The sequence below is a fragment of the Lentilitoribacter sp. JB5-8 genome (genome assembly GCF_055693385.1).
Genome location: NZ_CM146332.1, coordinates 1,832,245 through 1,849,123 on the forward strand (window position 1 = coordinate 1,832,245; position 16,879 = coordinate 1,849,123).

The window sequence follows — 16,879 nt, forward strand, 5'->3', positions numbered from 1 at the left end:
TCACCAAATTAACAGATTGTTAACAGTCTTACATATTTAAATCGATTTGTAGAGGGTAATTCTTAATGGCTGACATTAATTCCATTAATAGGAAACTTAGTCACAACCTTGTTGGCCTTTATGCCTTTGATCTTGTTGCGAGAAATGGCAATTTCACAGGGGCGGCCGAAACACTTGGATTAACTCAAAGTGCCATGTCTCAGCGCATAAGAGCGCTGGAAATTGAGCTTGGCGTAGTCCTGTTTAAACGCGAACATCGAGGCGTTTCGCTGACAAATGAAGGTGCGCGTTTAATCAACGTTATCCGCCCATCTATGACACAGATGGAGCAAGCAGTTTCACGCCTGCAAGTACAGAAATCAAAACCTCGGGTTCGTATTTCAGCTGATTTTTCATTTGCCACATTTTGGTTGCTTCCACGTTTAGCGCATTTGCGTTCAGAGCTTGGTGACGAAATCGAAATTCAGATTCTAGCATCGCAATTACCGCAGCAAGTTACCGGCGATGATTGTGATATTGCGATCCATGTAGGACCGCTTAACAAAATGATGGCTAACGACATCTTACTTTTGAAAGAACGTGTAACACCTGTCTGCAGTCCAAAATATCTGGAAAAAAACGGTCCAGCTCATTCGCCCGAAGACTTACTTCAACATCAGCTCTTAAGCCTTTCAAAACCCGAACAAGCACAATGGCAAACTTGGCAAGGTTGGTTTAATGCTTTGGGCGTTTCAGGCGAAAGGGAGCAAAACTATGTTAGCTTCAACAATTATGACATGGTCACCCAATCCGCGATGGCCGGACATGGCGTTGCGCTTGGATGGCTTGGCCTGATTGACCAGGTGATTGACAACGGGCTTTTAGTCAAAATGATGGATCAGGTTGTTGAGAGTGAGGCAGGGCACATCATGAGCCGTGATTATACAAAAGCGACATCGGGACCAAAACGGGTTTTCGAGTGGATCGCAGATCAAGTAAAGGTCGATTAGGCTTGGCGCTTTATTATTGCCGCGGAGACAATCGACCGGTCAAAAATTCACTGACATTTTGCGCACCCTTAAGGTGAGATAACCCTGTTTCAGGCATGGGATCTTCCTTGGGGTCCACATAAGTGCCGAACATCATGTCAATGACGGGAAAAATCGCTGCAAAATTCTTATTATAATGCTGCGGATCTTTAGAATGATGCAAAAAGTGAAATCTATTGTCGCCGATAACTTTACCAAACCAGCCAAAATGAAGCGGGGCACGCGTGTGTTGAACAAAGTGAACGCCGGATAAGAAGGATGACAAAATCAACACGTCAGCGAGATTAACAGAAATCAAAAAGTGCAATGGTAGTAAAGTTAAACACCATCGAATGATATTTGAAAGTGGGTGAAAAGCCCCTGATACGCTGTCTAAATCTTCAGCTGCATGATGTATTTGATGCAGATACCAAAGAAACTTGTTTTTATGCTCCCAGCGATGAACCCAGTAAAGCAAAACATCAGATATAAAGAAATATGTTAGAGCGATTGCATAGCTTAGGAAAACTGGGAAGTTTGTTTGAGATAGATCTATTAAAGGATCGATATTGGCGCTGCGAAGCAGTTTTTCAAAAAAGTATACAAATACTGCAAATCCACCGAAAGAAATCAGTAAGTTCAAAAATGACAAAGAATAGGTCGTTTTATCACGTTGGCGACCGGTCAATTTGAGTTCGATGATTGTAAACAATCCGGCCAAAACAAATGTCGGTGCGAGACTTGCGACCATATACTGGCCAAATTCAATGAGATACTTTGTCAGTTCCGGGCTCTCAGCAGTGATAAAACGCCCTAGCAAAGTATAAAGATAGATAGTGAATTTTATTACCAGGAAACAATAAAGGCCGTATAACGCGATATAAATGTATGTCGGCAATTTTGGTTTAGCAGATACATTATCCCGCTTTGGTATCTTTTTTCCATCGTTAGATCTGGCAGATCGGGAAGAGTTTTTTGTACGTCTTGCCAAAGTATATGGACCTTAATCTCAGAGTGTTAATTTGCTTTTTGACAATGTGCATAAATTTCAATTTATATATTATGACTTTGGTTTATATCACGCTAATTGTAAAGATTTCAGGTATTTAACTAATGTGAATAAACAATTTTGATTTGCGTATACATCACATAACGACTATAGAAAAACTTGTCGCATCTTTGTTAGTATTATTTGGCGGGGGCCTCTTAACATTATGAGTTGTAAATCTTTATTTTTAAAACTCTTTATGCTGGTTGCTTTAACTTTGCTTTCAGTTTCTGTTGCAAAAGCTGGCGTTGCTCCGGTAACAATAACATCCACCATTGTCGCGCAAAGCAATGCTGCTGTGTCTCAGTCCGGATCAACGGTAACCATTGACTCAGAGCAACTACCAAGCGAATCTGGCAATTTGATTTCGTTTGATCTAACGGCGCTGACAAGTGATGCAGGTAGCTATGATATTGATGGCTTTGCTGCCACAACAACATCACCAAATGGCGGCATGTCTACTGTCGCAGTTGATACAATTGTTGGATCAGGAGACCAGCGGACAGCAGTTTATACGATCCCCGTCGATAAATTAACGGTTCCAGGAGCTGTTACATCTTTTACAATTACGCTCACTTCATACACAGATTTGGACGGTTTTGACACACTCTCATCCTGTGCACAGGCGGATCAAGATATGTTCAACGATTGCGATGTGGCGACAGTAACCGTTAATATCACATCCAGCATAGCAACCACATCTGCCTTAACCAATAACTTTGTTCGCCGACGTGCACGTAATATACTGAATTCCGAGCCCGATTTAGGCGACCAACTTGGTGGTGATAATGATGATGGTGAAGTTTCATCAACAGCTTATCAAGCGTCTGGCTCGCTCAACAAATACCTAGCTTCGTTTTCTGCAAATACAGGCGCATCGCCTGCAAGTCAAGGCTATGGATTAAATGATGGGACGAGCAGCCCATTTAATTTCTGGATTGATGGAACGATGTCTCGTTCTAAAGAAAACGGTCAACGTCAGGACTTTGCCGTTAGTCATTTTGGTGTTGGTTATCGCGCAAATCTAGATTTGATTTACGGTGTTATGGCACAAGTTGACTATGCAAAAGAGGTTAATGGTTCTGCAAGTGTACGCGGTACTGGTTGGCTTGTTGGGCCTTATTTAGCTGCTCGGGTGCGGGACAATATGATTTTTGATGGCCGAATTGCCTATGGCCAGTCAGACAACAAAGTTTCACCCATTGGAACTTATGTTGACCAATTTGAGACAACACGTTTCCTTATTCGTGGTCAATTAAAAGGCGATATCCAACGCAATGAATGGACAATCGCTCCAAGCGTTGGGTTCAATTATATCCACGAAGTTCAGCACGCTTATACCGATAGTTTGAATTCTGTGATCCCCGAAGCAACGGTTGAACTTGGTCAGATAACCTTTGGCACTGAGTTTAAAACAGATGTCGCCATGGATAACGGTCTAATCGTAACGCCTAAATTTGGTGTGAAAGGTCTATGGAACTTCAAAGATACAGGCTTTTTAGACACCGTGACCAACACGGTCCGGACTGACTCAGTAGGCGAGTTTTCTGCCCGTTTGGACTTTGGTTTTGGTGTCGCCAATGACAATGGATTAACCGTTGATTTCAACGGGTTTTTCGATGGCGTTGGATCGAATAATTATGAAGCCTATGGTGCAACCGCAAAACTTGCCGTTAAGTTCTGATTTTTTAAGCAAAATCAAGTTGACTTAAACCCATTTAGCCACTATTAGCCATGACAAGCGCGGATGTTTATTCATTCGCGCTGTTTTACGTGTCCCGTGAATGTTCCCATAAGCTTTTAGGTGAGCATTCTGTCAGACTTCAATAGAGGTCAGAGGAGGGCGCGTTTCCTACCCTTCACCATGGTGGTGCGGGGGATTTTGTTTTGAAAGGAAATGCGATGAGCAAGCGCCAAGCATCTAAATACAAACTCGATCGCCGCATGGGCGAAAATATCTGGGGCCGTCCAAAGTCACCAGTCAACCGTCGTGAATATGGCCCAGGTCAGCACGGTCAGCGCCGCAAAGGCAAATTGTCTGACTTTGGTGTTCAGCTTCGTGCAAAACAGAAGCTTAAAGGTTATTACGGCGAAATCCGCGAAAAGCAATTCCGCGCCATCTACAACGAAGCTGTTCGTCGTAAAGGCGATACACCAGATAACCTAATCGGTCTTTTGGAATCTCGTTTGGACGCACTTGTTTACCGCGCCAAATTTGTTGCAACAATTTTTGCTGCGCGTCAGTTCGTAAACCACGGTCACGTGACAGTGAACGGTGTTCGCACAAACATTCCTTCATACCGTTTGCAGCCTGGTGATGTTGTTGAAATTCGTGAGAAGTCAAAACAACTTGCTATCGTTATCGAAGCAAAAGACCTAGCAGAGCGCGATGTTCCTGACTATGTTGAAGTTGATCACAACAAGATGACAGCGACTTTTGTTCGTATTCCACAATTGGCTGATGTGCCATATCCTGTGATCATGGAACCAAATCTAGTGGTCGAGTTTTACTCACGCTAATTCTTCCTGATCAGGAAAGATAATATTTTAAAAGCCCCATGCTCAAACGAGTATGGGGCTTTTTTATGTTTGCTTTAAAGCACGCTTACAGATTGAAGATTGTTATTTGGTCGCGCAATCGCTAAAACCAGCATATTCCGATTTTATGAAATGTGTTCGAAATGAATATTGTCCCAGAAATATCAAAACAAGACGAAGCACTTGAGGCCGCGGAAACGACAGAGGCCAAAGACGAGCTGACATTGTTTGCCAATGCGCCGGATAGCTTGAGTTTTAAGAAGCTGCGCAAACGCTTGATCCGCAATACGCGCCAGGCACTTGATGAGTTTTCAATGCTTCCAACAGCTGAGGAGACGGCCAATGGTAAGCGTCCGCGCTGGTTGGTGGGGCTATCAGGGGGTAAAGATTCATATGGGCTGTTAGCGATATTAATGGAGCTGCAATGGCGCGGTTTGCTCAATGTTGATTTGTTGGCCTGCAATCTTGATCAGGGGCAACCAAACTTTCCCAAGCATATCCTGCCTGATTTTCTAAACAAGCATAACATTGCACACCGGATTGAATATCAGGACACCTATTCAGTTGTAACTGACAAGATATCAGAAAATTCAACCTATTGCGCGCTTTGTTCGCGTTTACGTCGCGGACATCTTTATCGGGTGGCGCGCGAAGAGGGCTGCGATGCGTTGATCCTTGGTCATCACAGAGAAGACCTGCTTGAAACCTTTTTCTTAAACTTCTTCCATGGCGCACGCATGGCATCTATGTCGCCCAAGCTGATCAATGATGAGGGGGATGTCATGGTCATGCGTCCCTTGGTTTATTGCGCAGAAGATGATTTGGAAAAGTTTGCTCAGGCGCTCGAATTTCCGATCATCCCTTGTGATTTGTGTGGTTCTCAAGATGGATTACAGCGCAATGTTATGAAGCAGATGATCAATGACATTGAAACTAAAATGCCAGGTCGCAAAGATCGTATGATAAAAGCACTTGGTAACATCAGACCGTCACATATGCTTGATAACAAGTTGTTTGACTTTGCCGATATCGATGTTGATGAGAAAGACACCTAATGACCCTCACAGACCAGGATTTTGATGATCTGATTTCCCTTATTGCGCTTTGTGGTTTTCAGGAAATCATGCCCCATTTCAGACGCTTGGAAGGCGCTGATATCGAAGCAAAAACCAACGCTTCCGACCTTGTAACCATTGCCGATGTAGCAGCGGAGAAGTTTTTAACGAAAGAACTCAAGGCGAAGTTTCCAAATGCAATTGTCTTTGGTGAAGAATCCGTCAGTGAAGATGCAAATGTGCTGAAAAACCATAAATGGGAAGGCATGTCCTTCGTCATCGACCCCATTGATGGCACATTTAATTTTGCCAGTGGCGCACCAATCTTTGGCACCATGTTGGCCATCGTCAAAGACAGCGAAACTATAGGTACGATCATTCATGACCCGGTGATGAATGATACAATTTATGCCCGTAAAGGCGAGGGCGGTTTTTATCGTCAGGCTGATGGCAAGGAAACCAGATTGCAGGTGTCAGAACCTGTGAGCTTTGATCAGGCAACAGGCTCAATCTCTTGGACAGGCCTGCCGCAGGAGATGCGCGTTAAGTTGCTCTCCAATCAAGCGCGTAGCCTCAACTTTTTTGGTTATCGCTGTGCTGCACATGATTATCGTATCCTAGCCACAGCAAAAGCTCATTTTCTAGTCTATAGCAAAATGATGCCATGGGATCATTTAGGTGGAACGCTCATTCATAGCGAAGCTGGCGGCTATTCAGCGCGCTTTGATGGCTCTGATTATACACCTCAAACGATAGACGGTGGCCTTATTCATGCCCCCAACAAAGATATGTGGGATGAAATCCGCTATGAATTATGGCGTTAATCGCATTAAGACTTAAGCGTAAGAGACCATCGTTCAGCCCATAAAGCTGCAATGAGGCTCACGACACCCAAAATCAGATAGCCATTGGCCATCGGGATAATTGTGCCATCGTATAGTTGGCCCAGAACGCCGCCTATGAGCGCACCAAAGCTGACGGACATTGTGTTCAGAACCGATGATGCAGTGCCAGCAATATGTCCCAAAGGTTCAAGGGCAATCGCCGTTGTGTTTGCAACTACAAACCCAAAAAGCCCCATGGTCATGATGGTGACAAACAACATGAGCGCAAATGGCACACTTGCGAAATTCGCAGCAACAAAGAATATCGCAGTTACGAAAAGAAACGCTAAAATAGATAGATGCACGATCACGCGCAATGGTGTTTTTTTAACTAGTCGACCATTGATGACACTGCTGATCGCCATCGCAGCTGCAGCAATCATAAAGGCGTAGATGAAATTACTACCCATGCCATACAATTCGCCAAACACCTGGGCAATGGTCACCACATAAGTAAATAATGCGCCGGAAAAAGCGATAGCAACGATGCAATAGCCAACAGGCCGGCGATATCTTAAGCTCTCGCGAAACGCGTCAACAACATGGGCAATGGATAGCGCCATGCGATCTTCAACATTTTGCGTTTCCTTTAATCGTGCGAAAGCAACAAGGTAGGTTAGTGACCCACCAGCCCCTAAAAATAAGAAGATCCAATGCCAATTTGCGATATAGATAATGTATTGGCCAATCGCTGGTGCAATTAATGGTGCGACCATAAATACAGCCATGACATTACTCATGACACGCGCCATGTCGTTGCCTGAATAACAATCTCGCACAATGGCCTGTGCCGCAGTTCTCGCAGCACCTGCTGATGCGCCAGCGAGAACTCGAACAAATAAAAGCGTTGCAAAGTTTGGAGCAAACAATGCTGCCACTGACGTCAGCGCAAATGAAAGCAAAGCTAATGTGAGGATAATCCGACGTCCAAACGCATCAGTAAGTGGCCCGAAAAACAATTGAGACACACCTAAAGAGAAGATGAAAGCAACAATAACCAGTTGCGCGTCATTGGGGTCAGTCAGCTGATATTCGTTGCCGATATCCATGAGTGCGGGCAGCATAATATCAACTGAAAACGCGATGATTGAAACCGTCGCAGCAATAAAAATAGTGAAGGTAAGTTCTGAAAATCCGGCGCGGCGTGCACCGCCAAGCGTTTTGGAGGGGTCGTTCTCAAGAGATTCTTTAGTCATTGCAGGCTTTCAAAAACATAGGATTCCAAAATAAAAAGAGGCACTTAAGCGCCTCTTTAGAATCACAATTGCAGGTGGTTAACCTGAATGTATAACAGCCTAACTTGCTGCGATGTTAAGCTCAAGCCCATTTTGCTCAAGATGCTCCTGCAGCTCTTGGCTTTGGAACATTTCGCGCACAATATCGCACCCGCCCAAAAACTCACCTTTGACATATAGCTGAGGAATTGTAGGCCAGTTTGAATAGTCTTTAATGCCTTGGCGCAGTTCATCGTCTGCTAAAACATTGATGCCCTTATAGGGAACACCCAAATAGTTCATGATTTGAACAACCTGGCCAGAAAAGCCGCATTGCGGAAAGTCTGGTGTGCCTTTCATAAAGACAACAACATCATTTGTTTTAACTTCATTATCAATTAGGTCTGCAATGCCAGCCATAGCGCTATCCTTTAAGGGGTAATTGTATTTCGCTATATATGAGCTTTTTATCGTAAGTTTTCAAGTCGCAAGTCTGGCAGAATTTACCATCATTTGGTGATTATCTCGCGCAGCAATCGTTTCGTTTTGAAAATAGAAAAAATTGAGAAAAAATGTTTTCTAATAAAAAGATTGTCAGAATCGATTTTCTCGGTCACACTCGTCATATCTTTAACGTATTGAAAGGAGGTGGTCCAATGTCGAGCATTTTAACAGGTAAGGTTGGGTCTTTGTTTAACGGTGGTTTTGTGGAGCAGTCTTTATAAAACAGCCATTGAACCGGATGCTTGTTTGGTTTGATCGTCCAATGCGAAAGATCAAATGACAACGAGACCTCTTCCGGAGCCAGAATGCGAGAAAGCCACTCTTTAGGGAGTGGCTTTTTTTATTGCTTGAAGTGAATATTTTCATGAATGAACAAAAGACGTGATCACAAAGCTTTCAGCTAGGAAATAGTTGATACGATATCCATCAGCCCTTCGGCATCCAAGGGCTTGTTTATGTAAGCTTTAATCGAGCTAAATTGTTTCGCTTTTTCTTTGTCCTGCGGTGCAGTTGAAGATGTGAGCATAATCACCACATCTTTTTCGCTAAAACTGTCCGGCATTAATTTCTCAGCTTCTTCTAAAAATTCAAAACCGTTCATCCGAGGCATATTGATGTCTAAGAATATAGCGCTGATCTTGGGGCGATCTTTTTGTTTTAAAAAGTCCAAGGCTTCATCAGCATATTGAAAGCAGATAGCTTCTTTGATCAAATCTGTTTTTGCGACCAGCCGCTTGAAGAAAAAATGATCTGTCTCATCGTCATCAATGAGTAATACGGTGTCTAACATCAAGCAACCGCTTCTTTGTCCTGAACGGGCAAAACGACAGTAAAAGTTGTGCCTTTGCCAACCTTGGATCGAATTGAAATCTCGCCGTTCATATAGCTGACAACTTTAGCACTCAAAGCAAGGCCTAAACCAGTACCCGGAAAATCCTTTTGTGTGTGTAATCGACCGAAGAGTTTAAATATCTGATCTTGATATTTCTCATCCACACCAATGCCATTATCGCTAATTTGAAGCTTATGCTCAAACACATCGCTGTCGCATGTAATAGAAATTTCGGGTGTCTGACCAGCTGGCTGAAATTTCAACGCGTTGGACAAAAGGTTTTGGAACAATAAACGCATGTAATATCCGGTTGCGACGACGGTGGGTAACTCGCCAACACTAATGACAGCATTGCTATCTTCAATTATCCCAGACAAATCAGCGATAGATTCAGATGCAATTTCGTTAAGATCAACGTCTTCTAACTCATCGCGCTCACGGCCCATATAGGCATATTTTAGTATATCAGTGGTTTTTTGTTCCATACGATCTGTGGTCTGCAGCGCCTTTTGTAAAAACTCGGCATGCTCGTCTGAGTTTTCATCAAAAAGCGGACCAAGTTCGCTTAAGAGCATTTTTAAAGTGTATATCGGAGCCTTAATGTCGTGGGACATAGCATAGGTGAAATCAGCTTGCTCTTGTCGAATAACCTCGCTGGTTTTAAGTGCTGAACGCAAACGGATAGCATCATCAACGCAAAGCCCAAGCTTTTTCAATGTGGATAGATCTTGCTCGCTCCATTTTTTCGGGCTGGAATCGATGGCACATAGCGCACCAATCGCATTGCCTTGCGGATCATGAATTGGAACGCCTAAATACGCCATCACACCTAAATTTGGTATTGCAAGATTATCTTTAACACGATCATGTTCCGGAGCATTTTCAACAATTAAAGGTGCGTTGTCATGCGCAACATGTTGACAAAAAGAATGACTAAGGGGCGTTTCGCCGCGCGATAGCCAAGGCTCCTGCAAACCCTCAATACTTTTGAAGAATTGGCGATCATTAGGTTTATCAATAATGGATACCAAAGAAACGGGGACCCGCAAAATAGACGAGGCGAGTTCAGTGAGGTGGTTGAATGACGCTTCATCAACGCGATCCAATAGCCCAAGCTCTTTCACACTAAGTCTGTTATAATTCATGCCCGGTTACACCCAAATCAAATAAATTTTGATCCAAATACAGTTCTAAACACCAACGAATCGTATGTTTTGTCCCTATTTCAAAGCCTGACAGAGTTATTGTTAAAGTCAAAACAAATATAAGAAATAGCGTACTAGATTTTATGTAAGCGCGTACATTTAAAAGCGAATTTTCAAAATATGCATAAAATTTTCGCAGAATTGAAATTTGCTAAAATTATCTTGTTGTTTCCAAAATGAGACCACGACCTTCACCGCCAAAACGAGTGCAGGCCCATCCCATCAACAAACCAATCAGCGCACCTTCTCCAACGAACCAAAATGGGGAAGTCAAAGTTCCCATTCCCAACGTGGATCCCCAGACCGTCACCGCCTGCATAAGATATGCAAATTGATCATAGGCAAACAGAACAAGAATAAAATTCATCCAACCACCTATCAAAGGAGCCCGAAACCACCAGGGCAGGGGAAGATTAATCACGGGATGATGGGTGTAAACACCAAATACCCCGATGATCGCACCAAGGGTTGTGTACCATAACAATAAACCAAGTCGAAGCATCAAAGTGCTTTCAGGTGCGATATGGGGGAGGAGGAAAAGGCCTACAATTCCAATTACAAAACCGATGAGCTTTCCCAGACCAATGCGAAGTGTCAGAGATGGCGGCGTTAATGCGTCATTTAACATAGTAATCTCCTGTTTTCGTTCCAAACTGGAGACATTTTGGCAAATCTAGAAGTCTTTGCCTTGATTTGGGTCAATAGGCGTTACATTTCAGGAAAAACCAAATTGATACACGTTATAAATGTAAGGGGTTAGTAGTCACAATACTTGCGTGTCGTTACGGTGTTATGAAATTGAACGCTAGGATATACTTATGAAAACTATCTCATCGCTAATGATTGTCGCATTTCTAACGTCGATATTTGCAGTAACTGCCGCGCATGCGCATAGCGGCAGAACCAACAGCGAAGGCTGCCATAACAAGCGAAAAGATAATACATATCACTGCCACTAAAGATGTTAATCGGCGCAATGGGTCAAACCCTACTGCGCATCCATAGCCTGGAACACTTCTTTTTCAACCATTTGGAAATCAAAGGTTTTAACATGTTGTCCATCTACATGGACTTCCATTTTATGCGCGCCTAACGGGTCACCCTCATCAACGCACCAAGAGTTTTCGATCCAGCCCTTATAGGTGGTGATAAACTTTTCAGTACGAGTTGATTTTCGGTCTGCAGATGTTTCCTGCGCGCCATAGGGATTGTCTTCTCCAGACCAAAATTTAGGAGCTTTAGAGGATGTATAGATTTCGGTAAATTTTACCAGTCGATCATCGCCTGCAAGATGCACGATCCAGCCATAACATACATGCTCAGGCACATAAGGTACATTGTTTGTAATAACCGTTTTTGACTGTCCGTCGGGATTGTTGACTTTGACAAAGAAAAACGCGTTGTTGACGGTTACTTGCGATTTTTTCGCCAGCATTTCCTCAACATTATACGCATCACCCGTGTCCAACGGCGCTATAATTTTCGGCTGGTTACTATGAGATAAAGCGGCACTTGTCCCTAATGCCAACAGCGCAGCCGCACACGCCATCGACCGAAGTTTCATTCGGTATTCGACCATTTTCCCACTCTTCTTTACCTCTAAAAGAGGCGTTCCCGTTTGAGCGTGGTCCCGAAATTGTATGGCCGTTTTGGCTCTTATAAAATTAGGTTATGTCCCAGTTCATGACCTATTCAGGCACGCTCGTTTGTAAAGCAAGTGCATGCAATACACCGCCCATATTTCCCTGCAGCGCATCATAAACCATCTTATGTTGCGCAACGCGTGTCTTACCTCGAAAGCTTTCCGACACGACTTCTGCTGCATAGTGATCCCCATCACCAGCAAGATCGCGAATGGTCACAGTTGCATCAGGCAACGCCTGCTTGATCAATTTTTCAATTTCGCCTGCATCCATTGGCATGGTATTTTCCTTTACAACGCGCTTTTTGATAGGTGGTCCAAAGATAAATTCCTGCAAAATTACCCAGTACCAAAATCGACGCGCAACATCATTAAAACTGAGATTTGACCGAATCTCATACACATAACAATGTTACCGCAAAGCCTCGCAACATCGCAACAAATTTACAATGCAACAAATTGGAAATAAATCGTGATGATTATTTCAACTGGGCCTTAAGCTCTTGAAGATCTTTGCGCATGGCACGAATTTCAATCAACATTTGCTCATTTTCGCTCATCATGGTTTCCCGCTCAGCACGCGCCTCTGCCTCATGCTCCTGCTGCATGGCATCGACAATCACACCAATGAACAGGTTCAAAACTGTAAAGGCTGTCATAATGATAAATGGCACAAATAGCATCCATGATAGAGGAAACGCTTCCATGACAGGGCGCACAATACCCATGGACCAGCTTTCAAGTGTCATAATCTGAAATAGTGTATATGAACTCTCGCCAATGGAGCCAAACCATTCAGGGAAGGCTTCTTTGAATATTTTGGTTGATATCACTGCATATACGTAAAAGATCAGACCCAACAACAGCACAATAGAGCCCATGCCGGGTAGGGCAGATAACAAGCCCGTCACCACACGACGCATCGCCCTGACCTGACTGACCAAGCGCAGCACTCGCAAAATACGAAACGCGCGCATTGCAGATAGTGCACCGGTTGCGGGGATCAGTGAAATCGTAACAATGACAAAGTCAAATATGCGCCATGGATTTCGCCAAAAGCCTTTGAAATCGGCGATCAAACGTAACACCACTTCAATAACAAAAACAGCAAGGATTAGCCGATCTAGCATAAGCAAAATCGGCCCGATTGCACCCATGATCGCATCGCTGGTTTCCATGCCCAAAATGATTGCATTGATAACAATTAAGACAAGGATTGAGCGACCAAACAGTTCGCTTTCGGTAAAGTCATATAGCTTCGCGCGGAATGATTTTATAACTGCCATTTTAATGTCACTGATCCAGGATTGTTTGCCTTGAGATAGGCTGAACTTGGCTATTAATCAAGTGGTTGTGGCATTGGAAGAATGGTTTTCGGTTTCATTGGTCATTGGCAGGCGGATGAGCACGCATGTGCCACCATTTTCACCGACTTTAAGTTCAATACCGCCGTCATGATGCTCTATAACTTTTTTCGCTAATGTAAGCCCCAAACCAAGACCGGGGAAATCGGAAGCCGATACAGCACGGGTAAACGGTTTGAAAACGCGTTCTGTCATCTTAGGATGAATACCTATACCGTTATCTTCGATATAGATGACATGCATGAGATCATCTAAACGGTAACGAACATTAACTTCGAGATCGCCAGTTGGATTGCGATATTGAATGCTGTTGAGCAAAATAGCGGTAAAGGCTTGGCGCAACTGGTCTTCATCACCAACATAAGAGGGCAACTCTTCAACATTTAATTGCGCATCATCGGGAACGAGGTTTCGCAAATCATGATGCCATGCCGCTTCCAGCAAGGATTTCAGCGATATTGAAAGTCTATCACCCGGTCTTGTATTAATCCGCGATAGTTTTAATAGCCCCTTTAACATATCATCTAAATGATCGTTGCTCTTAGCAATGTTATTTAAATAAGAGATTGTTTGAGGGTCTAGTTCACTTTGCTTATCTTGTTGAATAATAGATACAAAACCATTGATGTGGCGAATTGGTGCTGCAAAATCATGTGAAATAATGTACAAAAACTCTTCAAATTCTTTTTCAAGCATCTGAAGTTTTTCTTTGTCGGATATCTCACGCATAAAATTGTATTTTTCTACTTGCAAACATTTTCATTTTCTTTGCAAAGCGTGTCGATAGCTTCAATGGAAAGCGGTTTGGTAAAGTAGTCGACAACAGCCTTATAGGCCATGGATTGTTCTTTATCGTTTTCTTGGTCAGATGAAGTGAGCATCACCACAACGGAACATCTTTTCTCGCCATAAATTTCCGAGTATTTTTCCAAAAACTCATGCCCATTCATTCGAGGCATATTAATATCGAGAAAAATAACTTGCGGATGAACCTCAGCTTCCGCCAAAATATCCAAAGCTTCCTGGCCATCATAAGCTGCTATGATATTGATATCCCGATTGTACTTTTTCAAAGTGTGGTTACAAATGAAGTGGTCTGCTTCACTATCGTCAACGACCATGACTGTTTGCAAAGTCAATTTTTATCCCCTTTATTTGCAATTTTCACCGGTACAATCAATTTAAACAATGAACCGTTTTCAAGTGGTGTATATTCGATGTCTCCACCTAAAATATGCGCGCTTTTACGCATTAAATATAGTCCTAAACCACTGCCAACGGCAACTTTTGGATGGAACCTTTTAAACATTTCGAACATTTGATTTTGATATTGTGGATCGATACCAAGACCATTATCTGAAACGTGCAAATGCAAATTCATGCCGGTCCGGAAACAGCTAATCTTTAAGAATGGATCAGTTTCCTTAGGGTCTTGATACTTCGTCGCGTTTGAAATCAGGTTTTCCAAAATCAGCTTGAAACGCGAAGGTTTGATAATCACATCGCCGTCGATGGATATTTCTTTAATAACCTTTAATCGATCAAATCCATCCGCATGGTCAAGTTTCGCAAGTGCCTCATCAACCGTTTGAGCAATATCTAAAATAGCTTCATCTTCATTTTGGCTGCCAATTTCCGTCAGCGTTAAAATGTCCGAAATCAGGGTTTCAAGCTTGCTGAGCGATTGTCTTGCATGAGCAATACTCTTTGACGCAAACTCTGTCTCTTTGTCTTTAATTGCATCGTCAGCTAAGTTTAAAAGCTGAACGGAAGATACGATGGGTGAGCGAAGGTCGTGAGACGTTCTATAGGCAAATTCTTCTAACTCCTCGTTGGCCCGGTTGAGCTCTTCTGTGCGCAGCGAAACGAGCTTTTCAACAGAATCATTACGTGCTGAAATCATTGTTAGAATAATGAACAGAAGCAGAGTAAATATCGTGCCGCCGATTGCAAAGAGCCACAAAGAGCGTAAATAATCACCGGTTATGAGTTGGCCGTTTTTGGTAAACACCATTTGCCACATTTGGCCGGAGACTTTTACGACATGACTTGTGTAATTCACACCCGTTAGATCATAGCTTTCTTTTGTGCCTTCTTTCTTATCGGCAGTTCGTGAATCGTAGAGCACCAATGGAGGTTTATTGCCCCTCAATTCAGTCAAGTAAAAACTGGAGTCAGCGCTTTCCAGTTTTTCTTCAATGCTTTGCACAAGGTCAGGATAAACATATATTCCATTTATATATCCAACATGCTCAAGCTTATTGGTGCCCTTGGATTTAAAAACAGGAGAATAGATTATAAATCCATACTCGTCTTGTTTTTGAACAATTGAAAATCTACTTGTTGCACGCGGTTTGCTCATTGTTTTGGCAAGGTCCAAAATTGTGCGTCTTACGTCTCCGGAAACGCCATCCTGACCATAAACATCAAAGCCGTGCGCTGACTTATTCAGTGCATAGGGTTCTGTATAGGCGAGGGGAAAATAGACGTCTCGTGGAGATGAGGAATTCAATCGCCCCTCACTGTCGCGAGAAATAATATCAAAATCGGGGTAACCCTCATCGCGGATGGATTGAGTAAATGTTTCTCGTTCACCATTGTTTACTTTCGGCAACCAAGAAAGGCCGTATAAGCCTTTTGATTTTCTTAAGAGTGGTGCTGTAAATGTTTTAAAACTGTCAGCTGAAACTGTTTCAGATGCTGCAATGAACGCAGTTGTCGCTTTGATCGTTGTTATGTTGACAGCCAGCGCCTGCGTAAATTCGTTCGCTAGATTCGCTGTCTCTCGCTGGTATTCATCATAGGTATGGGATTTTAATTCTTGTTTCGCAGCATCAAACAATACTGCAAATATCGCAATACATATTGCAACTGGAACGATCACCATAATCTTTAGTCTTAATGACGTCTCGCTGCTGGGACTTAAACCGGACAATAATAAGACGGTGATGGGGGCAAACATGACCACGCCAAGCGTATCACCAAGCCACCATGTACCCAATTGGACCCAAAAGACTGACGGGCTAAAATTGGCGATGCGGTCAATGGAAAATGTGCCAATTACTGCTGAAATCAAGCAGGCGAAAATGCCGCCCCACAACACAAAGATTAAGATCTCTCTCAAATTTCCAGAATATAGAGGTGCGTTAGAAAATTTGCGGATCAAAAATGCGCCAATGACGGCGTGCAAAGTTGCGCCCGACGCAATTGAAACAACGGTGGAAAAGGATTCCGCATCCGGAATGCCGTATCGCAAAGCGTGGGTTAAAAAGGAACCAAGGAATACACCGGCTGCGATCCGTGCACCAAATACATATACAAATGCTAGCGCAATACCTGCAGACGGCCACATCACTGACACAATACCTGGCGGCATGACAAGGAAATAACCAAGCCAGCTAAATACCGTGTATGCAATGCAAAGAACACCAATCAACGATATAGTAATAAGCTGATTTTTCAGTGTATTAGATGTTTTTGTTGGGTACATAAAGGAAGACCCTCCAAATCATCCCGTTGACGTTAAATTGCTTTAAAAGCGGCGCACATTTCCTATCGCAGTCGAATCAGTAGAACTACGTGATAT

18 protein-coding genes are annotated in these 16,879 nt (G+C 43.2%); 6 read left to right on the forward strand and 12 right to left on the reverse strand.

The window, feature by feature from the left end:
* The first annotated feature begins 65 nt into the window (after positions 1-65).
* Positions 66-989 carry a LysR substrate-binding domain-containing protein gene (locus ACZ1GZ_RS08790; protein WP_472668122.1) on the forward strand — a complete coding sequence of 308 codons (924 nt, stop codon included), beginning with the start codon at positions 66-68 and terminating at the stop codon, positions 987-989.
* A gap of 13 nt (positions 990-1,002) precedes the next feature.
* On the opposite strand, the gene ACZ1GZ_RS08795 is transcribed toward ACZ1GZ_RS08790, so the two are convergent.
* Positions 1,003-1,998: a sterol desaturase family protein gene (locus tag ACZ1GZ_RS08795; RefSeq protein WP_472668123.1), complete on the reverse strand. Its 996-nt coding sequence runs from the start codon at positions 1,996-1,998 to the stop codon at positions 1,003-1,005.
* Positions 1,999-2,221: 223 nt separating this feature from the next.
* Here ACZ1GZ_RS08795 and ACZ1GZ_RS08800 point away from each other — a divergent pair, with 223 nt between their 5' ends.
* From ACZ1GZ_RS08800 to ACZ1GZ_RS08815, 4 genes are all read left to right on the forward strand, one after another.
* Positions 2,222-3,739, forward strand: coding sequence for a hypothetical protein (locus tag ACZ1GZ_RS08800; protein ID WP_472668124.1), 1,518 nt, complete (start codon positions 2,222-2,224; stop codon positions 3,737-3,739).
* A gap of 218 nt (positions 3,740-3,957) precedes the next feature.
* Entirely contained in the window at positions 3,958-4,575 is a 618-nt protein-coding gene (gene rpsD, locus ACZ1GZ_RS08805; RefSeq protein WP_472668125.1) for a 30S ribosomal protein S4, read from the forward strand.
* Positions 4,576-4,736: 161 nt separating this feature from the next.
* The gene (ttcA, locus tag ACZ1GZ_RS08810) at positions 4,737-5,648 is read left to right on the forward strand and encodes a tRNA 2-thiocytidine(32) synthetase TtcA (RefSeq protein WP_472668126.1); all 912 of its coding nucleotides are present in this window, start codon (positions 4,737-4,739) and stop codon (positions 5,646-5,648) included.
* Positions 5,648-6,472, forward strand: coding sequence for an inositol monophosphatase family protein (locus ACZ1GZ_RS08815; protein ID WP_472668127.1), 825 nt, complete (start codon positions 5,648-5,650; stop codon positions 6,470-6,472). Before ttcA ends, ACZ1GZ_RS08815 begins: the two co-directional genes overlap by 1 nt.
* A gap of 5 nt (positions 6,473-6,477) precedes the next feature.
* On the opposite strand, the gene ACZ1GZ_RS08820 is transcribed toward ACZ1GZ_RS08815, so the two are convergent.
* The 5 genes from ACZ1GZ_RS08820 to ACZ1GZ_RS08840 form a co-directional block, all read right to left on the reverse strand.
* The gene (locus tag ACZ1GZ_RS08820; RefSeq protein WP_472668128.1) at positions 6,478-7,728 is read right to left on the reverse strand and encodes a multidrug effflux MFS transporter; all 1,251 of its coding nucleotides are present in this window, start codon (positions 7,726-7,728) and stop codon (positions 6,478-6,480) included.
* Between the two features lie 99 nt (positions 7,729-7,827).
* On the reverse strand, positions 7,828-8,166 hold the full coding sequence (grxD, locus tag ACZ1GZ_RS08825; RefSeq protein WP_472668129.1) for a Grx4 family monothiol glutaredoxin: 339 nt from the start codon (positions 8,164-8,166) through the stop codon (positions 7,828-7,830).
* Positions 8,167-8,650: 484 nt separating this feature from the next.
* Positions 8,651-9,040 carry a response regulator gene (locus ACZ1GZ_RS08830; RefSeq protein ID WP_472668130.1) on the reverse strand — a complete coding sequence of 130 codons (390 nt, stop codon included), beginning with the start codon at positions 9,038-9,040 and terminating at the stop codon, positions 8,651-8,653.
* The gene (locus ACZ1GZ_RS08835) at positions 9,040-10,227 is read right to left on the reverse strand and encodes a GAF domain-containing sensor histidine kinase (protein WP_472668131.1); all 1,188 of its coding nucleotides are present in this window, start codon (positions 10,225-10,227) and stop codon (positions 9,040-9,042) included. Before ACZ1GZ_RS08835 ends, ACZ1GZ_RS08830 begins: the two co-directional genes overlap by 1 nt.
* 217 nt (positions 10,228-10,444) lie before the next feature.
* The gene (locus tag ACZ1GZ_RS08840) at positions 10,445-10,915 is read right to left on the reverse strand and encodes a hypothetical protein (protein ID WP_472668132.1); all 471 of its coding nucleotides are present in this window, start codon (positions 10,913-10,915) and stop codon (positions 10,445-10,447) included.
* A gap of 211 nt (positions 10,916-11,126) precedes the next feature.
* On the opposite strand from ACZ1GZ_RS08840, the gene ACZ1GZ_RS08845 reads away from it, so the two are divergent.
* A complete protein-coding gene (locus tag ACZ1GZ_RS08845) occupies positions 11,127-11,246 on the forward strand; it encodes a YHYH domain-containing protein (RefSeq protein ID WP_472668268.1) in 120 nt (39 codons plus the stop codon).
* Positions 11,247-11,275: 29 nt separating this feature from the next.
* Here the strand turns inward: ACZ1GZ_RS08845 and ACZ1GZ_RS08850 are convergent, their stop codons facing one another.
* From ACZ1GZ_RS08850 to ACZ1GZ_RS08875, 6 genes are all read right to left on the reverse strand, one after another.
* Positions 11,276-11,851 carry a hypothetical protein gene (locus tag ACZ1GZ_RS08850; RefSeq protein WP_472668133.1) on the reverse strand — a complete coding sequence of 192 codons (576 nt, stop codon included), beginning with the start codon at positions 11,849-11,851 and terminating at the stop codon, positions 11,276-11,278.
* A gap of 124 nt (positions 11,852-11,975) precedes the next feature.
* Positions 11,976-12,209, reverse strand: a complete 234-nt coding sequence (locus ACZ1GZ_RS08855; RefSeq protein ID WP_472668269.1) for a BolA/IbaG family iron-sulfur metabolism protein — start codon at positions 12,207-12,209, stop codon at positions 11,976-11,978.
* 199 nt (positions 12,210-12,408) lie between these two features.
* Positions 12,409-13,215: an ion transporter gene (locus ACZ1GZ_RS08860; protein ID WP_472668134.1), complete on the reverse strand. Its 807-nt coding sequence runs from the start codon at positions 13,213-13,215 to the stop codon at positions 12,409-12,411.
* Positions 13,216-13,272: 57 nt separating this feature from the next.
* Positions 13,273-14,022 (reverse strand): sensor histidine kinase, encoded by a 750-nt coding sequence (locus tag ACZ1GZ_RS08865; RefSeq protein ID WP_472668135.1) that lies wholly within the window; start codon positions 14,020-14,022, stop codon positions 13,273-13,275.
* 14 nt (positions 14,023-14,036) lie between these two features.
* Positions 14,037-14,432 carry a response regulator gene (locus ACZ1GZ_RS08870; RefSeq protein WP_472668136.1) on the reverse strand — a complete coding sequence of 132 codons (396 nt, stop codon included), beginning with the start codon at positions 14,430-14,432 and terminating at the stop codon, positions 14,037-14,039.
* On the reverse strand, positions 14,429-16,783 hold the full coding sequence (locus ACZ1GZ_RS08875; RefSeq protein WP_472668137.1) for a CHASE domain-containing protein: 2,355 nt from the start codon (positions 16,781-16,783) through the stop codon (positions 14,429-14,431). The genes ACZ1GZ_RS08870 and ACZ1GZ_RS08875 overlap by 4 nt, the downstream gene beginning before the upstream one ends.
* Positions 16,784-16,879: the final 96 nt, after the last annotated feature.

What these genes read in the sequence shown, in the direction of transcription:
- ACZ1GZ_RS08790 (WP_472668122.1), top strand. Translation starts at nt 66, where the DNA reads ATGGCTGACATTAATTCCATTAATAGGAAACTTAGTCACAACCTTGTT.
- ACZ1GZ_RS08800 (WP_472668124.1), top strand. Translation starts at nt 2,222, where the DNA reads ATGAGTTGTAAATCTTTATTTTTAAAACTCTTTATGCTGGTTGCTTTA.
- rpsD (WP_472668125.1), top strand. Translation starts at nt 3,958, where the DNA reads ATGAGCAAGCGCCAAGCATCTAAATACAAACTCGATCGCCGCATGGGC.
- ttcA (WP_472668126.1), top strand. Translation starts at nt 4,737, where the DNA reads ATGAATATTGTCCCAGAAATATCAAAACAAGACGAAGCACTTGAGGCC.
- ACZ1GZ_RS08815 (WP_472668127.1), top strand. Translation starts at nt 5,648, where the DNA reads ATGACCCTCACAGACCAGGATTTTGATGATCTGATTTCCCTTATTGCG.
- ACZ1GZ_RS08820 (WP_472668128.1), bottom strand. Translation starts at nt 7,728, where the DNA reads ATGACTAAAGAATCTCTTGAGAACGACCCCTCCAAAACGCTTGGCGGT.
- grxD (WP_472668129.1), bottom strand. Translation starts at nt 8,166, where the DNA reads ATGGCTGGCATTGCAGACCTAATTGATAATGAAGTTAAAACAAATGAT.
- ACZ1GZ_RS08830 (WP_472668130.1), bottom strand. Translation starts at nt 9,040, where the DNA reads ATGTTAGACACCGTATTACTCATTGATGACGATGAGACAGATCATTTT.
- ACZ1GZ_RS08835 (WP_472668131.1), bottom strand. Translation starts at nt 10,227, where the DNA reads ATGAATTATAACAGACTTAGTGTGAAAGAGCTTGGGCTATTGGATCGC.
- ACZ1GZ_RS08840 (WP_472668132.1), bottom strand. Translation starts at nt 10,915, where the DNA reads ATGTTAAATGACGCATTAACGCCGCCATCTCTGACACTTCGCATTGGT.
- ACZ1GZ_RS08845 (WP_472668268.1), top strand. Translation starts at nt 11,127, where the DNA reads ATGATTGTCGCATTTCTAACGTCGATATTTGCAGTAACTGCCGCGCAT.
- ACZ1GZ_RS08850 (WP_472668133.1), bottom strand. Translation starts at nt 11,851, where the DNA reads ATGAAACTTCGGTCGATGGCGTGTGCGGCTGCGCTGTTGGCATTAGGG.
- ACZ1GZ_RS08855 (WP_472668269.1), bottom strand. Translation starts at nt 12,209, where the DNA reads ATGCCAATGGATGCAGGCGAAATTGAAAAATTGATCAAGCAGGCGTTG.
- ACZ1GZ_RS08860 (WP_472668134.1), bottom strand. Translation starts at nt 13,215, where the DNA reads ATGGCAGTTATAAAATCATTCCGCGCGAAGCTATATGACTTTACCGAA.
- ACZ1GZ_RS08865 (WP_472668135.1), bottom strand. Translation starts at nt 14,022, where the DNA reads ATGCGTGAGATATCCGACAAAGAAAAACTTCAGATGCTTGAAAAAGAA.
- ACZ1GZ_RS08875 (WP_472668137.1), bottom strand. Translation starts at nt 16,783, where the DNA reads ATGTACCCAACAAAAACATCTAATACACTGAAAAATCAGCTTATTACT.